Raw genomic sequence first — 20,520 nt, 5'->3', positions numbered from 1 at the left:
GCGCCGGCCATCAATTGATCTGGAATGGATAAACCGCGCCCAGTTTAAGGATTTGCGTCAGTTCATCCAGTGCCGTCCGGCATTCAAGCAGCAATTGCGGATCCGCCAGATCGGTCTCGCTCAGGCGGTCGCGGTAGTGCTTTTCAACCCATGCGGTCAACGAACCGTACAACGGTGGCGTCATGATAACCCCTGGGTTGACCGCCGCCAGTTCGGTTTCGTTAAGCGCGACGCGCAGTCGCAGGCACGCCGGGCCACCACCGTTCTGCATGCTTTGCTTGAGATCGAAGACTTTCACTTCGCGGATCAGGCCGCCGGAGCTGGTCAGGCTTTGCAGATACGCCCAGACGCGCTCGTTGGCCTGGCACTCTTGCGGCACGATCAGCAGCATCGAGCCGTCAGGGCGCGAGAGCAACTGGCTGTTGAACAGGTAGGAACGCACCGCATCATCCACGGTGACTGCCGAACGCGGCACACACACGGACTGGAAGTTGCCGCCGACTTTGGCGAGCTTGCTTTGCAGTTCAGCCAGCATCTGATCGGTCTCGAGGAATGCATCCTCGTGATAGAACAACACTTCACCGTTACCCACGGCGATCACGTCGTTGTGGAACACGCCTTGATCGATCACGTTCGGGTTCTGCTGCGCGTAAACCACGCCTTCGTCACGCAGACCGTGCAGACGCGCAACGGCTTGCGAGGCTTCGAGGGTCTGGCGCGCCGGGTATTTTTGCGGCGCTGGGTAGCGATTGTCGAAGGCACTGCGACCGAATACGAAAAACTCGACGCCCGCTTCACCATATTCGCGGCAGAAACGTGTGTGGTTGGCCGCACCTTCGTCGCCGAATTGCGCCACTGCCGGCAGCGCGGCGTGATGGGCGAAGTGTTGCTGATTGGCGAACATCGCGCCGAGCACGCGACTGGTGGTCGGGTGCTCGATGCTGCGGTGGTATTTGCAGTTGAGGTTGGCTGCGGTGAAATGCACGCGACCGTCTGCGGTGTCGGCACTCGGGCTGACAGTCGCGGCGTTAGCCACCCACATGCTCGACGCGGAACAACTGGCGACCAGCAGCGGCATGGCCTCTTTGGCGGCGCGCTCGATCACTTGCGCGTCGGTACCGCTGAAGCCCAGACGGCGCAGAGCGGCCACGTCCGGACGCTCCTGCGGTGCGAGCACGCCTTGCTGAAAGCCCATTTCCATCAGCGCTTTCATCTTCGCCAGACCTTGCAAGGCCGCTTCCTTCGGGTTCGAAGACTGCTGGCTGTTGCTCTGGGAAGCAACGTTACCGTAGGACAGACCACCGTAGTTATGGGTCGGCCCCACTAGACCGTCAAAATTGACTTCATAGGATTTCATCAGCGAGGCTCCACGAGAATCTGTTGTTATAGGCTTCAGGTAACAATTCAGTCAGACCGCGTCGCGGCTATCGCGAGCAGGCTCACTCCTACAGGTTTAGCGGTGAATACACATGTTGTGTACGACACAAGTCCTGTAGGAGTGAGCCTGCTCGCGATGGCCGTTACGCCATTTTCACGCCTGGCGTGAGGGCCGATGGCAACACCAGGCTCGGCGTTTCCAGCGACGCCACCGGGTACGCGCAGTAATCCGCCGCGTAATAGGCGCTGGCGCGATGGTTGCCCGAAGCACCCACCCCACCAAACGGCGCGCTGCTCGCAGCGCCGGTCAGCTGTTTGTTCCAGTTGACGATGCCGGCACGGCTTTCCAGCCAGAACTGCTGATAACGCGCTTCAGAATCCGACAACAGACCTGCGGCGAGGCCGTAAGCAGTGTCGTTGGCTTCAGCGATCGCCGCTTCGAAATCGGTGTAGCGGATTACTTGCAGCAACGGGCCGAACAGTTCTTCGTCCGGGCGATCGGCAACTGCGGTGACATCGAGGATGCCCGGGGTCAGCAACGCGGCTTGGGCCTGCGGCTGAGTCATTTCCAGCAGCGACACCGCGCCATTGGCCAGCAGATGTTCTTGAGCATCCATCAGCGCTTTTGCCGCGCCGAGGGAAATCACCGAGCCCATGAATGGGGCTGGTTGCTGATCGAACGCGCCGACCTCAATGCTCGCACTGACTTCCACCAGACGCTTGAGCAGACTGTCGCCCCACGCGCCTTGCGGCACCAGCAGACGGCGTGCACAGGTGCAACGCTGACCGGCAGAGATGAACGCCGACTGAATGATCGTGTAAACCGCCGCATCCAGATCCGCGACCTGATCCACCACCAGCGGGTTATTGCCACCCATTTCCAACGCCAGAATCTTGTCCGGACGCCCGGCAAACTGCTGGTGCAGATGATTGCCGGTGCGGCTCGAACCGGTGAAGAACAGGCCGTCGATGCCCGGGTTCGCCGCCAGCGCGATGCCAGTTTCGCGAGCGCCTTGCAGCAGGTTCAAAACGCCTGCCGGCAGACCGGCTTCAATCCAGCACTTGACCGTCAACTCAGCAACTTTAGGGGTCAGCTCGCTAGGCTTGAACAGCACGCTGTTACCGGCCAACAGTGCCGGAACGATATGGCCGTTCGGCAAGTGCCCAGGGAAATTGTAAGGACCAAACACCGCAACCACGCCGTGCGGCTTGTGGCGCAGTACGGCGGTGGCGTCGCCCAACGGGCCGCTCTTCTCGCCGGTACGCTCGCGGTAGCTCTGCACCGAGATCGCGATCTTGTTGACCATGCTGGTGACTTCGGTCGCGGCTTCCCACAACGGTTTGCCGGTCTCTTCACCGATGGTACGAGCCAGTTCGTCGCTGTGGTTTTTCAGTGCGACAGCAAAGGCTTCGAGGACGCTGATGCGCTCTTCCAGCGTACGACGTGCCCAACCCGGAAACGCCTGACGTGCAGCCTGCACCGCCGACTCGACCTGAGCGGCGGTAGCGCCCTCCCCCGACCACAGCACTTGCTGGGTCACCGGGTTCAGCGATTGAAACGCTTCGCCCTGACCGGCCAGCCACTCACCTGCGATGTATAGCGAATTCATTATTTCGACTCCCGTGCAGCGGACAACGCCACGGCGCGCACTTGATCGCCAGCGTTGAGTTGAAGACGTTTGGCGGTCTGCGGATCGACCACCAGGGTGCCGGCAGCCAGACGCGCCGGCGCAGCAGTGATGCGGCAGTCTTCGCGCTTGCGGTTATGGATGATGAACGGCGTCGCGTCTTCGCCCGGCGTGCCAACGGCGAGCACCAGCGCTTCACTGTCACGCACTGCGCGGATCTTGCCGGTTTCGCATTCGATGGCCGGGCCGGCGTCGAAGATGTCGACGTAACCCTGATAGCTGAAACCTTCGCCCTTGAGCATCGCCAAGGCTGGCTCGGTGTCCGGGTGAACCTGGCCGATGACGTTACGTGCGCCTTCGGAGAGGAAGCAGGTATACAGCGGGAACTTCGGCATCAGCTCAGCAATGAACGCCTTGTTGCCGACACCGGTCAGGTAATCGGCCTGGCTGAATTCCATCTTGAAGAAGTGACGACCGAGGCTTTCCCAGAACGGCGAACGGCCGGCGTCATCGGACACACCGCGCATTTCGGCGATGATCTTGTTGCCGAACAATTCAGGGAATTCCGCGATGAACAGCATGCGCGCTTTGGACAACATGCGACCGTTCAGACCGTTGCGGTAATCGGCATGCAGGAACAGCGAACACAGCTCGGAATTGCCGGTCAGGTCGTTGGCCAGAAACAGCGTCGGGATCTCGCGATAGATGTTCAGCTCTTGCGAAGCGCTGACGGTCAGACCGACACGGAAGTTGTACCACGGCTCACGCAGACCAACGGCGCCAGCAATGGCGGAAATCCCTACCACACGGCCATCGTCGTCTTCGAGCACGAACAGGTAGTCCGCGTCGCCACGGCCAGCTTCGCCGCGAAAGGTCTTCTCGGCCCAGCCGACCCGGTGGGCCAGACGTTCTTCGTTGGCCGGCAACGTGGTCAGGCCGGTGCCGGTGCTGCGGGCCAGGTCGATCAGAGCGGATAAATCGCTGCTGCGTACGGGACGAACAATCATGCTATCTCCTCAAACGGGCCGCCTTCGCCACCCGTGAAACTCGCTAAGGCGTTAAACCGCCACCAGGCGCACGCTGGCACCTTCACCGACGCCCAGGGCTTCGGCCGCTTCCAGATCCAGAGTCACCGGTTTGCCCGGCGCGTAATCCAGCTCCAGCAACACCGCGCGGTAATCCTGCAACTGCGCGTTAGCCACCAGATACTGACGCCCGGCACCTTTCACCGGCTCGCCGATCTTCACCGGCACCACGCGGCTCTGGGCGATCGAACGGATCCCCGACACACGCGCATGCAGGGTCGGGCCACCGTCGAAAATGTCGATGTAGTGATCGGTCTCGAAGCCTTCGCGCATCAGGATGTCGAAGGTGATCTGCGCACGCGGGTGCACCTGGCCCATCGCCTCTTGGGCGGAATCCGGCAGCAGCGGTACGTAGATCGGGTAATGCGGCATCAGCTCGGCGAGGAACGTACGGCTTTTCAGCCCGCACAGGCGTTCGGCTTCGGCGTAATTGAGGTCGAAGAAGTTGCGACCAATGGCATCCCAGAATGGCGAGTCGCCGTTCTCATCGCTGTAACCGACGATCTCGGTCACCACCGAATCGGCGAAACGCTCAGGATGGCTGGCGACGAACAGCAGACGGCCACGGGAGTTGAGCTCGGACCACGGCGAACCGACCAGCTCGCGCTGTACGTAGAAACTGGTCAGCAAGCTGTTGCCGGTCAGGTCGTGGCACTGCGAAAGCACGTGGATCTTGTTGTGGATCTTCAGCTCACGGGAGGCATGCACGAACGTCTCGTTGCGGAAGCTGTAGAACGGCTCCGAGTAACCGGCCGAAGCAACAATCGCCGAGCAGCCGACCAGCTTGCCAGTGGCGGTGTCTTCGAGGACGAAGAAATAGCTTTCCTCACCGTTGAAGCTCACTTCGGCAGCAAACGAGGCTTCGCTCGCGGCGATCTTGTCGCTCAGACGTTCCACGTCATCCGGCAAGGAAGTGACACCAATCGGGCTGTCCGCAGCCAGACGCTGTACCTCGCCCAGATCAGCCATTTGCGCGGGGCGCATCACCAGCATGGTGTCACTCCTTTCTCTTATAAATTCACAGAAAAAAACACCGGACACTGTGGGAGCGAGCTTGCTCGCGAAAGCGGTGTATCAGTCAGCATAGATGGCGACTGAAACTCCCTTTTCGCGAGCAAGCTCGCTCCCACAATGAATCTCACCGGCATCAAAAATTAGGTTCGACGCCTGAAAAACTCCAGGCGCCGAAGGGTCTATCAGGCTTGCGTCAGGGCAGCAGCAGCGCGTTCGAAGCGGTCCAGGCCAGCATCGATATCGGCGTCTTCCACCACCAGGCTCGGGGCGAAACGGATCACGTCCGGGCCGGCTTGCAGAATCATCAGGCCTTCTTTTTCAGCGGCGTTGAAGATGTCTTTGGCCTTGCCTTTCCAGGCATCGCTCAGCACGCAACCGATCAGCAGACCGAGACCACGTACCTGAGTGAACAGGCCGTATTTCTCGCCGATCTGCTCAAGGCGCGCCTTGAACTTGTCGTGCTTGGCGTTCACACCGTTCAGCACTTCAGGGGTGTTGATCACATCGATCACCGCTTCAGCGACCGCGCACGCCAGCGGGTTGCCGCCGTACGTGGTGCCGTGAGTGCCGACGACCAGATGTTTGGCCAGCGCTTCGGTGGTCAGCATCGCGGCGATCGGGAAACCGCCGCCCAGGCTCTTGGCGCTGGTCAGGATGTCCGGGGTCACGCCGTAATGCTGGTAGGCGAACAGCTTGCCGCTGCGGCCCATGCCGGTCTGCACTTCGTCGAACACCAGCAACGCGTTGTTCGCGTCGCACAGTTCGCGGGCACCTTGCAGGTAAGCCAGTTCGGCCGGCAGTACACCGCCCTCGCCCTGGATCGGTTCCAGCACAACCGCGCAGGTCTTGTCGGAAACCGCCGCTTTCAGCGCGGCCAGGTCGTTGTAAGGCACGTGGGTGATGCCGGTGATTTTCGGACCGAAACCGTCGGAGTACTTCGACTGGCCACCGACGTTGACGGTGAACAGGGTCCGGCCGTGGAAGCTGTTCAGCGCCGCAATGATTTCGTACTTCTCAGTGCCGAAACGGTCGAACGCAACGCGACGGGCCAGCTTGAACGCGGCCTCGTTGGCTTCAGCGCCCGAGTTGCAGAAGAACACGCGCTCGGCGAACGTGGCATCGATCAGCTTGTGCGCCAGGCGCAGGGCTGGTTCGTTGGTGAACACGTTGGACACGTGCCACAGCTTGTTCGCCTGTTCGGTCAGTGCACCGACCAGCGCCGGGTGCGCATGGCCCAATACGTTGACGGCAATCCCGCCGGCGAAGTCGATCAGCTCGCGGCCGGCCTGATCCCAGACGCGGGAACCGGCGCCACGCACCGGAATGAAAGCGGCAGGCGCGTAGTTGGGAACCATTACCTGGTCGAAATCGGCGCGTTGTACCGCAGCGTGCTCAACGGACATCGGAGTCTCCTGATGAGAAGCACTCGCCTGAAACTGGCGAGCTTGGTGAGGATTGTAAGGACAGTTTTCAGCCCGGCCTTGTCGCCAAGCGACAACTTCTTATAGCGCAAACCCCGGATTTTCCCGGGTTTACGGCAATGCGACATATAGCGTCGCAAAGGCGCAGTTTAACTGGCGCCGTCGATTTGCGGCAGGCGGCAGAGAATACCAACTCAACCCAGCGACAAAGATATAAATATGTACCGCACACGGGTGGCCGGTTGCTGATTTGCTGCGCGCTCTTTTCAACGCCAAGGAATGGCCCATGCACCTGACTCAGCGACACCCTCCGACAGCCTCGACCGCCACGAACAACGCGCTGCATCCAGACGATCATTACCTGCCGCTGAAAAATGCCTTGCCCGATTGGCTCGGCGCCGCGACACCGACTCGCCGCCAGGCACTCACGAACAGCCTGCCGCGCCTGTCCCTCACTCTCCAGTCGGCACCTGCCGAGCAACATCAGCAGATGAATAGCCTCAACGCCAAGCAATGGGCCGCGCAAAGCAAGGTCGATCAAAGCCTGGAACACTTGCAGGACGCCAGCACCTTTGCCGAGCCCTTGCTCCAGCAAGAACTGAAAAACTGTTTCGACCTGGACCTGGATGTGCGCAACACCTTCGTGCGTCTGTACATCCCCGCAACCACTCCATGGTTTCCGATCCGCACCGGCACGCGCGCCTGGACCGTGTCGTTACTGGAGGCCGCGCTGCACAACTTCGAGGAATCGGAAACCCGTGACGACGCCTTCGAAGCTGACTCGACCTTCGTCACTCGTCCCACCGCCAGCGGCCAGTTCAGCCCCCTGCCGGCGATCAAGGCGAAAATGAGCATCGTCGCATTCACTCGGTTGTGCCGAAGGCTGGACATCGGCGCGCGATACAAGGCCCATCTCGAAGACAACCTCGGCTATACCGATCCGATGGTGGCCACCGTGCTGCGCAACAAAATCGATGACAGCCAGAAAGCCGCGATGAAAGCCGCCCTGCAGTGGGCGCGGATGAACCGCGATGTGTCGGAAAGCTATTTTCGCTTGATCGATGCCGTGCTCGACGGCATGAAGGGCCTGTATATCAGCGGGGCAGCAGTGTTGTGCCATGACATGGGGATGCTGTGCGCGCCACTGACCGGTATCGTCGTGTTTGCCCCCGATCTTTACACCTCGCGAGATCCCGCGCGGGTGGTGGCTTATGTCCCCGACGATCCCGAGCATCCCTTCAAGGAGTACGCCTCGACCTATGAAATGATCGCCGAACTGACCCGCCAGTTGCGCTCGAAAGACTACCAGCAGTTTTTCAGCCGATTCGTGAACCACGAACACCGAGGTGTTTTCTTCAGCACCCTCAATAGCCGCTTGAGCCAGATCATGTGGCACCCGCCCGAGTCCGGCAGCTCGCTGCCCGCATGGCGCGACACCGCTGTCGAGCGCCCGGACCTGCAAACCACGCTGACCGTGTTCCACGACGATCTCTGGCAACACATCCATCACGCGAAACTGAACAAGATCTTCAATGACGCCCGGGTGATCGCCGTACCCACCGCCGTGGTCGACCAGAAAGCGCGCTGGGCCTTCTGGGACTCGGTGAGCAACATCATCTCCACCATCGTGCAAACCGCCGCGCTGATCGTTGCGCCGTTCGTGCCGGTGCTGGGTGAAGCCATGATGGCGTACATGGCCTATCAAATGCTCGATGAGGCGTTCGAAGGCATCGTCGAGTGGGCGCAGGGGCGAACGACCGAAGCCTTGGAACACTTGATGGGCACCGTGGAATCGATGATCCAGTTGGGCCTGTTCGCCGTGGGCGGCAAGATTGGCGCAGCCGAGTTCCGCAAGGTATTGCCCAAGGAAGTCGTGGCGTTCATCGACCGCTTCAAACCGGTACAACTGGCCAGTGGTGAGACCCGCTATTGGGAACCGGATCTCGAACGCTACAAGCACCCGCAGGGCCCCACTGCCGATTCGCAACCCGATGCGCTGGGTTTGCACACGCATCAGGGCAAGCGCCTGCTGCCCTTGGAGGATGCCCACTTTGCCGTAAAAGAAAGCCAGGTGCCGGGGCAGTTCCGCATCGAACACCCGAGCCGCCCCGACGCCTACCAACCGCTGGTGCGCCACAATGGCGAAGGCGCCTGGCACACTGAACTCGAGCAACCGCTGGAATGGGACGGCGAGACGGTTCTGCGCCGTATCGGTTCTTCCGTCGAGAGCCTGTCGCCGAACGAGCGCGAAACCGTCTTGCGGATCAGCGGAACCAGCGAAGACGCGTTGCGCAAAATGCACGTCAATCAGGAGAAAGTCCCGCCTTTGCTTGCCGACAGTATCCAGCGCTTCAAGATTGATCAGCAGTTGCAACGCTTTATCGATCAGCTCGACAGCAATGTCGCCGAAGAGTTTTTGCGCGCCGACCCGGTCACACAGCTGCAGGTGCTCAGCGAATACGGGCGTTGGCCAAGCGATAAGTGCCTGCGTCTGCTCGATCGACAAGGGCAGCAGCTGTGGCAATCGTCTGCGGATGCAAACCTGCCCGTGACCGAACTGCGCCAGGACAGCCTGCTCGGTGACGACGTGCTTAAAACCCTGCTCTATAGCCTCGACGAGACGCAGATCAAAGCCTTGTTGAACGAACCCTTCGCGGGACCGACACTGTCCATCGAGGTACGCAGCCAGAACCTGCGCAAGCAAGTGGCCGATCTCGCCAAACGTAACAGAAGCGCGCTGTTCGAGAGGCGTTATCAGGCCCTTCAGCACCTCGATGATCCGCTGGCGGCACGACTCAAGGCCCACCCTCCCGAACTGCCGGCCAGCATCACCCGCGAACTGCTCGATACTGCGACCGGCAGCGAACTGTTGCAGATCAGCGAAGGACAATTGCCCGCGCGCCAGCAGGCACTCATGCAGATGGCCAGTCAGGAAGTGCGCGTTACCCGCGCCTATGAAGGCCTGGAGCTGGACTCGGTGAGCAATTCCGACTCCGACTCTCTGGCGCTGCACAGTCTCAAATTGTTGCCGGGCTGGAGCGGCGATGTACGCATCGAGATCCGTGACAAGCGCTACGAGGGCCCGTTACTGGACACCATCGGCCGTGAAGATGCAGCCGCACACAAGGTTCTGGTTCGCCGCGACGATGGCCAATATCAACCTTACGACGATCGTGGGCAGCAGCTGCATTCGTTCAGCGATTTCTATTCCAGCCTGTTGTACGCATTACCCGACAGCGAGCGCCAGAACCTCGACATCCGGATTGGCCAGGGCCAGGCGCTGAAGGCGACCATCCGCGAACGTTCGCTTGAGCGCAACGAGTTGCGTCAGGTGATCGGCGAGACGCCGACCCAACCGTCGGCTGTCGACACGCTGCGGCTACTGGGGACCGATGGTTATCCCCCTGCTCCACCACGTCCGCCGCGCCCCAGTTCCCAACCGCGCACACTCGAAGAAGACATCCGGGGGCTCTACCCGCGGATGCCGAGGCATGAGTTGGACTTTCTCGCCGAAAGCATGCTGCGCAGTCCCGCTGGCTCGCGCGCAGAGATACTTCGCTTGCAAAATGACTACCTGCAATTGCAGAACGAACTGCATGTCTGGGCCAACAATCCGCCCGCCATTCACCCCGAAACCGGCACGGCGCTCACGCCGCTGGAGAAGCGCGCCGAAATCCAGAACCGCAGGTTGCTCAGCGACGAATTACTCAAAAGCTGGCGACGGGAGAACGTCACGCACTACGATCAACAGGACTTCGCCGCCGGGCACGCCGTGCTGCTGAAGCACGCCATCATCGGCGACTTGCCCGTCCTCTCGAGCGATTTCAGTCATATCACTTCGCTCTACATTGATGGCAGCCCCATGACCACCTCGGTCGAGCGCTTTTTGCAGTCTTTCAGTCAGTTGCAGATTCTGCATGCGCACAACCTCAACCTGCCAAGCCTGCCACAAGCGCTGACCTCGATGCGCTCGCTGCGCGAATTGAGATTACGCGATTGCCGAGTCAGCCTGACAACGGTCACCGAGTCGGTGTTCGCCTCTATGCCGCAACTCACCCTGCTCGATCTGGAAGGCAACGCGCTGGGCTTGCCGCCGGACCTGCACTCGATGCCTGCATTGCGTTACGTCAACCTGTCGAATACCGGTATTTACACGGTGCCCGACGACTTGCTGGATCATCCACGCCTGATCTCGGCGCAATTCGATCGCAACCGCATCACCCGGATACCGGAAAGGTTTTTCAACCTGCCCAGCTCCCTCAGCAACGGTTACACCTTTGCTGACAACCCGTTGAGTGCGGCCTCTCGCGAACGGGTGAAAGTGTTCTTCGAGCACACCGGAAAGTACTTCGGTGTCCGGCCTCCGCAGGAGGATCTGCAGCGCACGATCGCCTTGTTCCCAGCCCTTGATGCTGAAAAAGCCACACAGGTGTTGTACCGACTGCCCGGGCCGTTGGTCGAATTCGGTGCACAGTTGTCGCGCTGGGAAGATGAACTCGGCGCCCTGAACCTCGAACTCAATCAATGGACCAACCAGGCCGCCGTCCTTGACCCTGAGACGGGCGAACGTCTGCCCCTTGAAGCACAAACCCGCGAACTGGATGCCAGGCGATCCTTTGCGCAACAGATCGAGCAGCTCTGGCGCAGCCCGCCCGGCTTCTACCGCCTCGAGGCCCTCAGGGCAACAGCAACGTTCACGGGGGATATGCCGACGCTCAACGCCGGTTTCGAGCACGTTACCCGGCTGGACCTCACCGGTAACGCCAATATCACCAACGCCCTGCGCTTCGTCGAGTGCTTCCCCAACCTGACCAAGCTGAAAATGAACGGCTTCGAACTGGAGCCGCTTGCGCTTGGCGAAGTAAAACTGCCTCGACTGACCGACCTGGAGCTGAAAAATTGTGGCGTGGTCATGACCCCGGAAAATCAGGCTGTGCTGCTTTCACTCGACAGCCTCGACTCGCTGAACTTGAGCAACAATCCGTTGGGGACGTTCCCCAACCTGAACCTGCTGCCCCAACTGGACGATCTCGACCTGTCCAACTGCGGGCTGACCGTCGTGCCTGAAGGATTGACCAGCCATCCGGGGTTTCGAACCGTGGTGCTTGCGGGGAACCGCATCACGCAACTGCCTGACGCGCTGTTCGACCTTCCCGCCGACCGCAGTGACGGCATTTACCTTGCCGACAACCCGCTATCGGCAGCCTCCCGCGACCAGATCAAGAGCTACTTCCGTAGCCATCGAAACGACTTTGACGTAATGGCTGACGAGCAAGACGTTGCCCTCGCCCGGCAGTTGTTTCCCGGTCTGAACGCCCAAAAGGCCAGCGAGATGATCTACGACTTGCCTGGCGACCTGGCCGGCGGTCGAAAACAACTCGTGCGCTGGAGAGCGGAGCTGCAACAAATGCGCGAGGATCTGGCGCGCTGGGCACTGGAAACTCCATCAGCGCACCCGGTTACAGGTCAGGTGCTTAGCGAAGGCGAGCGTCTGGAGCAACAAGCCGCGCGTTCCGCCTTCAAGGAGCTCACGGAGGATTTCTGGCGTGAAAGGTCAATTGACAGCGGCGCGCGCACCGCGTCTTTTGCGACAGACCTGAAGTTCTTCGGCGAACTGCCCCGCCTGACTGTGAATTTCGATCACGTGACAAGCCTCCAGCTTGCAGGCAATGCAACGACTACAGGCATCGATTCATTTGCTGCCTTGTTTCCGAATCTGCAGGCGCTGGAACTGAAAGCCTTCGCGCTCGATGACATCCCCTCATTCGTCGGGCGCCTCAAGGATCTCAAAACGCTAAAACTGACTGACTGCGCGCTGACACTCACGCCTGAAGGGCAGCAACTGCTCGGTGCCATGTCCAAACTGCAGTTGCTCGATCTGAGCCACAACCCGCTGACAATCGCACCTGATTTGAACGCCTTGCCAGACCTGACGAGCGTTTCACTTGCCCATACCGATATCAGCAGCGTGCCCAAGGGTATCGCCGAGCATCCGGCACTTGAAATTCTCCATCTCAATAACAACAACATCACCGAGCTGCCGGACGCGATTTTCAGCTTGAGTTCCGATCAGGCCGACGGCGTATATCTGAACGATAATCCGCTGTCCTTGAATGCTCGCGAGCGCATCAAGCGCTACTACGCCACACAGGGACGCAACTTCCGGGTCAAACCGGCATCGGCTGACATTGCCATGGCGCAAAGACTGTTCCCGCGACTGGGTGACAACGCGGCCATCAACATGATTTATCGCCTGCCCGGGACATTGCTGGCCGGCACGACTCAACTGCTCAGTTGGGAGGCAGAAATCGCCCGAATGATGGGCGATCTCAACGCGTGGCGTGAGCGTTTGCCGGTCAACAATCCGTTGACTGAACTGCCATGGACTGCGCAGGAAAAAGCCACAGAACTCGCCGCCAGACAAGAATTTCGCGACAAGCTTGAGCAACTCTGGCGCGGCCGGCGTAACGACAATTCAGCACTACGGTTCAACACTTTCGATGCCAAGCCGGCGTTTACCGGTGAGTTACCGGAGCTGAGCACCGATTTCACTCACATCACGCATCTCAATCTTCAGGGCAATCCAGGGCTTAAGGTTTCCGGGGGTTTTCTCAGAAGCTTCAGCGGATTGCAGGGACTGGAACTGCAGGGCTTTGCCCTCGGCCGCATACCTCAAGCACTGCAAGGTCTGCCGTCGCTCGAAACGTTGATGCTGAGCAAGTGCCAGATCACTCTGGATCCTGACGGACAAGCGATCCTGTCCACGCTGACCCGATTGAAATCGCTGGACTTGTACAGCAACACATTGCAGGCCACGCCCGATGTATCGACCCTGCAAAACCTGACGTTCATCGATCTGATCAACACCGGGATCGATAGTGTGCCTGTCGGGCTGGAACAGCTGCCGCATCTGGAAGTGGCGTTGCTGAGCGACAACAACATCATCGAACTGCCGGCGCAACTGACGCGTTATTCCGGTCGCGGTATTGAACTGGGCGGCAACCCATTGTCAGTGGCTTCCAGAGAACGAGTCAAAGCCGCCTTCCAGGCCAAAGCCGACAACTTTGGTATCTCGGCCCAACAGGACGACATCGAACTGGCTCAAAGTCTGTACCCATCGCTGTCCGGCTTCGACGCCAACGATCTTATCTACAGCCTTCCGGGTACGCTGGCCGATGGACGTCTTGAACTGATGCGCCGCAAAACCGACCTCACCCGCCTGCTCGAACGCCTGGGCACCTGGGCAGATGAGATCCCCAGCGATGCTGTGACGCAGATGCCATTTGGGAACGACGCTGCAGCGAGGGAAAAACTCAAACGCCAACATTTCAGGGACAACCTGGAAAACGAGCTGCGCCGGGCGCCCACGCACCTGACAGGTCCAGAGGTCAACTGCGAGTTGTCGTTTACCGGTGAACTGCCGCCGCTGACCGCACGCTTTGACCACATCGAACAATTGAAACTCACCACCAGAGCGTCGGCCCCGCCTCGGGTTGATCGTCTGCTGGCGCTTTTTCCGAAGCTCAAAGACGTCGAGATCCGCCACTATCCGCTGGGCGAGATTCCTCCCTCGATACTCGGTATGGACAGGCTGCGCAGCCTGTATCTGCCCGACTGTCAAATCACTCTGACTGCGCAGACTGCAGAGGCCTTCGCAGCCTTGAAAAACCTGAGATCGGTAGACCTGAGCAACAATCCGCTCAACAGAGCCCCAGACCTGAGTCATTTCCCGCAGATGACCGATGTGCGTTTCGGCAATTGCGCCTTGACCAAAGTGCCTGACGGTCTGTTCGAGCTGCCTCGATTGATGTACGCGGACTTGTCCGGGAACGCGATTACCGAGTTGCCAAGCGAGTTTCCTTTACAGCCCGGCAACGCGGTGACCGAATACGACTTCGACGACAACCCCCTTCACCCGGAAAGTCAGCAACGCCTGGACAGATACACCACGGCGTTTAACGAGCAAATTAACGAAAGATGGATGCCGGAGGCCCGGCGCGAACTTGACGACTTCGTGGATTCGGATTTTTCCGATGGCGAGGAGCGACCATTACCATCGACAAGGCATAGCTGACCCGCCGTCAGCCACGTTCTGGCGGCACTGACGACAACTCGAACGGGCTGCTGCTGCGCCGCTGGTTGCGATCTTCCCGCGGTGTGGCACCGAAGAAGTTGCGATAGGCGCTGGAGAAATGCGGCCCCGAGGAGAAGCCACAGGACAGGCCGATCTGGATGATCGACTTGCTGGTCTGCATCAACATCTGCCGGGCCTTGTTCAGGCGCAGTTCCAGGTAGTACTGGCTCGGCACACGGTTGAGGTATTGCTTGAAGATCCGCTCCAACTGGCGACGGGACACGCACACATGCTGGGCGATTTCGTCGGTGGTCAGCGGTTCTTCGATGTTGGCTTCCATCAGCAACACCGCTTGGGTGAGCTTCGGATGGCTGGAGCCGAGACGGTTCTGCAACGGGATGCGCTGACGCTCGCCGCCCTCGCGAATGCGTTCAACGACCAGTTCTTCCGAAACCGCTCCGGCCAACTCTGCACCGTGATCGCGAGCCAATACCGCCAGCAGCAGATCAAGCACGGACATGCCGCCACACGCGGTCAGGCGATCACGATCCCAGTCGAACAGGTGACTGGTGGCAATGACTTTAGGGAAACGCTCGGCGAAATCGTCCTGCCAGCGCCAGTGCACGGCAGCACGATAACCGTCGAGCAACCCCAGTTGTGCCAACGGATAGACACCGGCCGACAGACCGCCGATGACTGTACCCGCACGTACCAATTGCTTGAGCGCACTGCTGAGTGCCGGCGCCAATGTGGTCGGCGGCTCGTCAGCGAGCAGGAACAGTTTCTGGAAGTTTTCGAGTTTGCCGGTCCAGGCTTCACCGGGCAATTGCCAGGTGCCTTCGGCCGCCGCTGCGGTCACGGCTTCCGCCTGCAGGAACGACAGCTCGTAAACCACCTCCGGGTGCACACGCTGAGCAACACGCAAGGCTTCCTCCGCCAGCGCCAGCGTCAACGCTTTAGTGCTGGGCCAAATCAGGAAACCAATTCGATGGGCAGTCATGGGCGGGCGATCCGAAACGAAGAACAGTGATGAAGGCATGGGCCAATGCTAGCCCGTAAATGAACACAAATCATGAGACCAACACCGGTCAACTGTAGGAGCTGTCGAGTAAAACGAGGCTGCGATCTTTTGATCTTAAAAGCAAAGTCAAAAGATCGCAGCCTGCGGCAGCTCCTACAAGGGATCTCGGTCAGTCTCTAGGTCGCGAAGCATGACCTAATCAGGTGCATAACGGCAGCGATTACTTGAGGCTGCCCGAGAGGAATTGCTGCAAACGTTCCGATTGCGGATTCACCAGCACTTCACGCGGGTTGCCGCTTTCTTCCACCAAACCTTTGTGCAGGAACACCAACTGGTTCGACACTTCACGGGCGAAGCCCATTTCGTGCGTGACCACGACCATGGTGCGACCTTCCTGAGCCAGCGCTTGCATGACTTTCAGCACGTCGCCCACCAGTTCCGGGTCAAGCGCCGAAGTCGGCTCGTCGAACAGCATCACTTCCGGCTCCATCGCCAGTGCACGGGCGATCGCCACGCGCTGCTGCTCGCCACCGGACATGTGCCCCGGGAACGCATCTTTGCGATGGGCCACGCCGACCTTGTTCAGGTAGTGCTCGGCTTTCTCGCGGGCTTCAGCCTTGGACACGCCGAGTACATGCACCGGCGCTTCCATGATGTTTTCCAGCGCGGTCATGTGCGACCACAGGTTGAAATGCTGGAACACCATCGACAGGCGCGAACGCATGCGTTGCAGCTGTTTCGGATCAGCGGCTTTCAGCGCGCCGTCCTTGTTCGCTACCAGTTTCAGCTCTTCGTTGTTGAGCAGAATCTTGCCCGCGTGCGGCTGCTCGAGCAGGTTGATGCAGCGCAGGAAAGTACTTTTGCCGGAGCCACTGGAGCCGATGATGCTGATCACATCGCCGGCTGCCGCTTTCAGGGACACGCCCTTGAGCACTTCGTGACTGCCATAGCGTTTATGCAGGTCTTGGACTTCAAGTTTGTACATGCGGTCGGTTCTCACAAAAACAGTCAGTCAGTCGTTGAGCAAGCGCCCGTGACGCAGCGCTTCGCGCCCCGCCACCTTGGCCAGCCAGAAACCGGGTTGGGCATAACGCAGCCGTTCAATGGCAAACAGCACCCCGGAGGTACCAGCACACACCGTGCTGACCCGATCGGACAGAGGATCAATCACTTCAAAAATCTCGTCGCCGGCCTCGACCCACTCGCCGGGTTTGCGCAGAAAACTCACGACGCCCGGATGCGGCGCGAACAGCAACTCGGTGCCTTCGAACGGCATGCCTTCACAGGCTTCGTGCGCCGGGTTCGGCCACTCGCCAGTGATCAAACCTTGCTCGGCGAGGAAGGCGAGAATGCCTTCAGCATACGCCTGCGCTTCGGCGCGACCGGTGTCGGCCTGACCACCCAGTTCAATGGTCGTCGCCAGACACGCCAGCGGAATCTGCGCATCGGGGAACTGCCGCGACAGACGCAGCCACGGCAGCGAACAGGCTTCATCGAACGAACTGCCGCCGGAATCTTCCGCCAGCAATCCGACCTTCACATTCAGGTGCGCGGCCAGTGAGCGCCACTGCGGCCAGTGCTGCGGCAACGCATACATGTGCAACGCGGCTTCGGCATCGCAGTGCAAGTCCAGCACCACGTCGGCGGTGCAGGCATGGCTGAGCAACACACGCTGCATGCCCTGCAACTGGCTGCTCGCCTCTGGCAATGCCGCCAGATGATCGGCCATGGCCTGACGGATCAGGCGCACATTGACGTGCGGATCATCACCGAGACTGTCGGCCAAAGCGGCCGCAACCGGCGCGCTCAGCTCAACGAAATCACGATTGAAGTTCTTGCCGCTGCCCGCCTCGAAACGGCCCTGGTGATTGCCTTGCAGCAATTGCCCGAGACCCAACGGGTTGGCGACCGGCACCAGCTCGATGACACCGTTGAGCAAGCCTTTGGCTTCGAGTTCGCCGAGGCGCTTTTTCAGCTCCCAAGCGGTGCGCATGCCCGGCAATTCGTCAGCGTGGAGGCTGGCTTGAATGTAGGCCTTGCGCTCGCCATGACCGAAGCGAAAAACCGAAATCTTGCGCTCGCTGCCCAGGTGGCTCCACGGCAATACGTGGTCGATGCGTTCCATATCAGTGCTTCCGCGGGGCCAGGTAGCTCAACCAGCGACGCTCGGCCAGTTTGAACAGTTTGACCAGAATAAAGGTCAGGCACAGGTAGAACACGCCAGCGGTGATGTACGCCTCGAACGGCAGATAGAACTGCGCGTTGACGGTACGTGCCGCGCCAGTGATGTCGATCAAGGTCACGATGGACGCCAGACTGGTGGTCTGCAGCATCATGATCACTTCGTTGCTGTACTGCGGCAGCGCCCGGCGCAGGGCCGATGGCAGCAGAATGCGCTTGTACAGCTTGAAGCGCGACATGCCCATGGCCTTGGCCGCTTCGATCTCACCGTTCGGCGTGGCCTTGAGGCTGCCGGCAATAATCTCAGCGGTGTAGGCGCTGGTGTTGACCGCGAAGGCCAGGCACGCGCAGAACGTTGCACTGGACAGCCACGGCCACAAGAAGCTTTCGCGTACTGCTTCGAACTGCGCCAGACCGTAGTAGATCAGGAACAGCTGCACCAGCATCGGCGTGCCACGGATCACGTAGGTGTAAAGCCACGCGGCGCCGTTGACGACCGGGTTCTTCGAGACGCGCATCAGCCCCAGCGGCAGAGCCGCGAGCAGACCGAAAAACAGCGACAGCGCGAGCAATTTGAGGGTGGTCAGCAAGCCGCCGAGGTACAGCGGCATGGCCTCCCAAATGACGTTGTAGTCGAAGATCATAGATCAGCCGCCCTTACGCCTACCGAGTAGCGCTTCTCAAGGTGACGCAATGCCAGCAACGAGACGCTGGTGATCACCAGGTACATCGCCGCCACTGCGAGGAAGAAGGTGAAAGGCTCGCGAGTGGCATCTGCCGCCTGCTTGGCCTTGAACATCATGTCTTGCAGACCGACCACGGAAATCAGCGCGGTCGCCTTGGTGAGTACCAGCCAGTTGTTGGTGAAGCCCGGGATCGCCAGACGAATCATCTGCGGCACCATCACCCGGAAGAACACCTGAAAACTACTCATGCCGTACGCCATGCCCGCTTCGGCCTGACCTTTTGGAATGGCCATGAAGGCGCCACGGAAGGTTTCCGACAGGTACGCACCGAAGATGAAACCGAGGGTGCCGATACCGGCGGCCAGCGGGTTCAGGTCGATGTAATCGTCATAGCCGAGCATCGGTGCGACGCGGTTGAGCAAGTCCTGACCGCCGTAAAAGATCAGCAGGATCAGCACCAGATCAGGAATCCCGCGGATCACCGTGGAATACAGATCGCCCAGCCAGGCCAGCCAGCGCACCGGCGACAGGCGTAACGCGACACCGATCAGCCCGAGAACGATGGCCAGAGCCATGGACGACAAGGCGAGCTGAAGCGTCAGCCATGCGCCATCGAGGATGACAGCCCCGTAGCCTTTCAACATGATTCAGGTCCTCGAAAGTTGGGATGAAAAAATGGCGCAAACCGCAGAGATCCTGTTGCTTGCGCCATTTCGGACTTGTCGCAGAGACGTGTTACTTGCCGTAGATATCGAAGGCGAAGTACTTGTCCTGGATTGCCTTGTATTTGCCGTTTTCGCGGATGGCCGCGATGGCAGCATTGATCTTGTCTTTCAGGGCGTCGCCCTTACGGACTGCGATGCCTACGCCGTCGCCGAAGTATTTGACGTCGGTGAACGCCGGGCCTGCAAACGCAAAGCCTTTGCCGGCGTCAGTGTTGAGGAAGCCGTCTTGCAGCAGGGTGGCGTCAGCCACGGTGCCGTCGAGGCGACCGGCGGCCACGTCGAGGTAGATTTCGTTCTGCGAGCCGTACGGCTTGATCTCGGCACCCAGTGGCGCCAGGACTTCGCGGGCGAAACGCTCGTGGATCGAACCACGTTGCACGCCGATGTTCTTGCCCTTCAGCTCAGCCAGACCTTCGCTGACCTGAGTACCGGCCTTCATGACCAGGCGTGCCGGGGTGTTGTAGTACTTGTTGGTGAAGTCGACCGACTTCTTGCGATCTTCAGTGATCGACATGGACGACAGAATCGCGTCGATCTTGCGCACTTTCAGTGCCGGGATCAGACCGTCGAACTCTTGCTCGACCCACACACACTTGACCTGCATCTGCTCGCACAGAGCGTTGCCGATGTCGTAGTCGAAACCGACGATGCTGCCGTCCGGTGCTTTCGAAGCGAACGGAGGGTAAGCCGCTTCGATACCGATCTTCAGAGGTTTTTCGTCAGCGAAGGCGTTCATCGACAGCACGGACAGTGCCAGGGCGCCAAGCAGCACAAGTTTCTTCATCTCGGGACTCCATCGGTAAAGGGCAAAAACGGCAGAGTGAGCGACAGCCCAATATGCGAATGGGTGAATCGGGAAATCGGTTGCTGCATCGGTGGGAAATTTCCCATTGAAACCGTCAGAGATTTCAACGTCAGCCACGATGAGCGAGTGATCGGCATTCTAACGACAGGCCCGAAGCCGATATTTCTTCAATGCGACAACTAATTACAGATGCACAGAGAAAGCGACTTGGGCGCATTGACAGCCCTGCAATTTCATGCAAGAGCGAAAGACAGTGAACCGATCTATGCTGCAAATTGCGGGCCTATTATTCGCAAACCCTTCTAATCCGGCAAGCGCAGCGTTGTGTCTTATTTTTCACCGGGGGTTTCGAGGCTCTAAAACGGGGCAATGCGTTTCCCTTTGCCCCGTCGCGGAGCGGGCGGTTACACATTCGGTTACGAGGAAGGTGTTGGGTAACAGTGGGAAATGTCTTACGGGGTAGATCGATAATTATTGGTTGGGTCGATTTGTATTCCGACAAT

12 protein-coding genes are annotated in these 20,520 nt (G+C 59.7%); 1 reads left to right on the top strand and 11 read right to left on the bottom strand.

What is annotated here, in order from left to right; all coding sequences use genetic code 11:
* Positions 1 to 10 precede the first annotated feature (10 nt).
* The 5 genes from astB to H8F23_RS05650 form a co-directional block, all read right to left on the bottom strand.
* Positions 11 to 1,357, bottom strand: coding sequence for an N-succinylarginine dihydrolase (gene astB / locus H8F23_RS05670; RefSeq protein ID WP_093430395.1), 1,347 nt, complete (start codon positions 1,355 to 1,357; stop codon positions 11 to 13).
* Positions 1,358 to 1,520: 163 nt separating this feature from the next.
* A complete protein-coding gene (gene astD, locus H8F23_RS05665) occupies positions 1,521 to 2,990 on the bottom strand; it encodes a succinylglutamate-semialdehyde dehydrogenase (protein ID WP_194933705.1) in 1,470 nt (489 codons plus the stop codon).
* Positions 2,987 to 4,012 (bottom strand): arginine N-succinyltransferase, encoded by a 1,026-nt coding sequence (astA, locus tag H8F23_RS05660; RefSeq protein ID WP_194933690.1) that lies wholly within the window; start codon positions 4,010 to 4,012, stop codon positions 2,987 to 2,989. The genes astD and astA overlap by 4 nt, the downstream gene beginning before the upstream one ends.
* A gap of 51 nt (positions 4,013 to 4,063) precedes the next feature.
* Positions 4,064 to 5,083: an arginine/ornithine succinyltransferase subunit alpha gene (aruF, locus tag H8F23_RS05655; protein WP_007951057.1), complete on the bottom strand. Its 1,020-nt coding sequence runs from the start codon at positions 5,081 to 5,083 to the stop codon at positions 4,064 to 4,066.
* A 203-nt stretch (positions 5,084 to 5,286) separates the two neighbouring features.
* Positions 5,287 to 6,507, bottom strand: a complete 1,221-nt coding sequence (locus H8F23_RS05650) for an aspartate aminotransferase family protein (RefSeq protein ID WP_008077923.1) — start codon at positions 6,505 to 6,507, stop codon at positions 5,287 to 5,289.
* Positions 6,508 to 6,811: 304 nt separating this feature from the next.
* Here H8F23_RS05650 and H8F23_RS05645 point away from each other — a divergent pair, with 304 nt between their 5' ends.
* On the top strand, positions 6,812 to 14,599 hold the full coding sequence (locus H8F23_RS05645; protein WP_194933689.1) for a dermonecrotic toxin domain-containing protein: 7,788 nt from the start codon (positions 6,812 to 6,814) through the stop codon (positions 14,597 to 14,599).
* 7 nt (positions 14,600 to 14,606) lie between these two features.
* Here H8F23_RS05645 and argR read toward each other — a convergent pair whose 3' ends face one another.
* From argR to H8F23_RS05615, 6 genes are all read right to left on the bottom strand, one after another.
* A complete protein-coding gene (argR, locus tag H8F23_RS05640; protein WP_194933688.1) occupies positions 14,607 to 15,599 on the bottom strand; it encodes a transcriptional regulator ArgR in 993 nt (330 codons plus the stop codon).
* 241 nt (positions 15,600 to 15,840) lie between these two features.
* Positions 15,841 to 16,605: an ABC transporter ATP-binding protein gene (locus tag H8F23_RS05635; RefSeq protein WP_194933687.1), complete on the bottom strand. Its 765-nt coding sequence runs from the start codon at positions 16,603 to 16,605 to the stop codon at positions 15,841 to 15,843.
* A gap of 27 nt (positions 16,606 to 16,632) precedes the next feature.
* The gene (locus H8F23_RS05630) at positions 16,633 to 17,745 is read right to left on the bottom strand and encodes a M14 family metallopeptidase (RefSeq protein WP_194933686.1); all 1,113 of its coding nucleotides are present in this window, start codon (positions 17,743 to 17,745) and stop codon (positions 16,633 to 16,635) included.
* A 1-nt stretch (position 17,746) separates the two neighbouring features.
* A complete protein-coding gene (locus H8F23_RS05625) occupies positions 17,747 to 18,445 on the bottom strand; it encodes an ABC transporter permease (protein WP_007912703.1) in 699 nt (232 codons plus the stop codon).
* A complete protein-coding gene (locus H8F23_RS05620) occupies positions 18,442 to 19,131 on the bottom strand; it encodes an ABC transporter permease (RefSeq protein WP_016773583.1) in 690 nt (229 codons plus the stop codon). The genes H8F23_RS05625 and H8F23_RS05620 overlap by 4 nt, the downstream gene beginning before the upstream one ends.
* 91 nt (positions 19,132 to 19,222) lie before the next feature.
* Positions 19,223 to 19,996, bottom strand: coding sequence for an ABC transporter substrate-binding protein (locus tag H8F23_RS05615; protein WP_038366516.1), 774 nt, complete (start codon positions 19,994 to 19,996; stop codon positions 19,223 to 19,225).
* Positions 19,997 to 20,520 lie beyond the last annotated feature (524 nt).

This window comes from Pseudomonas neuropathica (genome assembly GCF_015461835.1).
GTDB classification, from domain to species: Bacteria; Pseudomonadota; Gammaproteobacteria; order Pseudomonadales; family Pseudomonadaceae; genus Aquipseudomonas; species Aquipseudomonas neuropathica.
The sequence above is the reverse complement of the archived record's forward strand: the minus strand, read 5'-3'. Positions and strand labels throughout refer to the sequence as shown.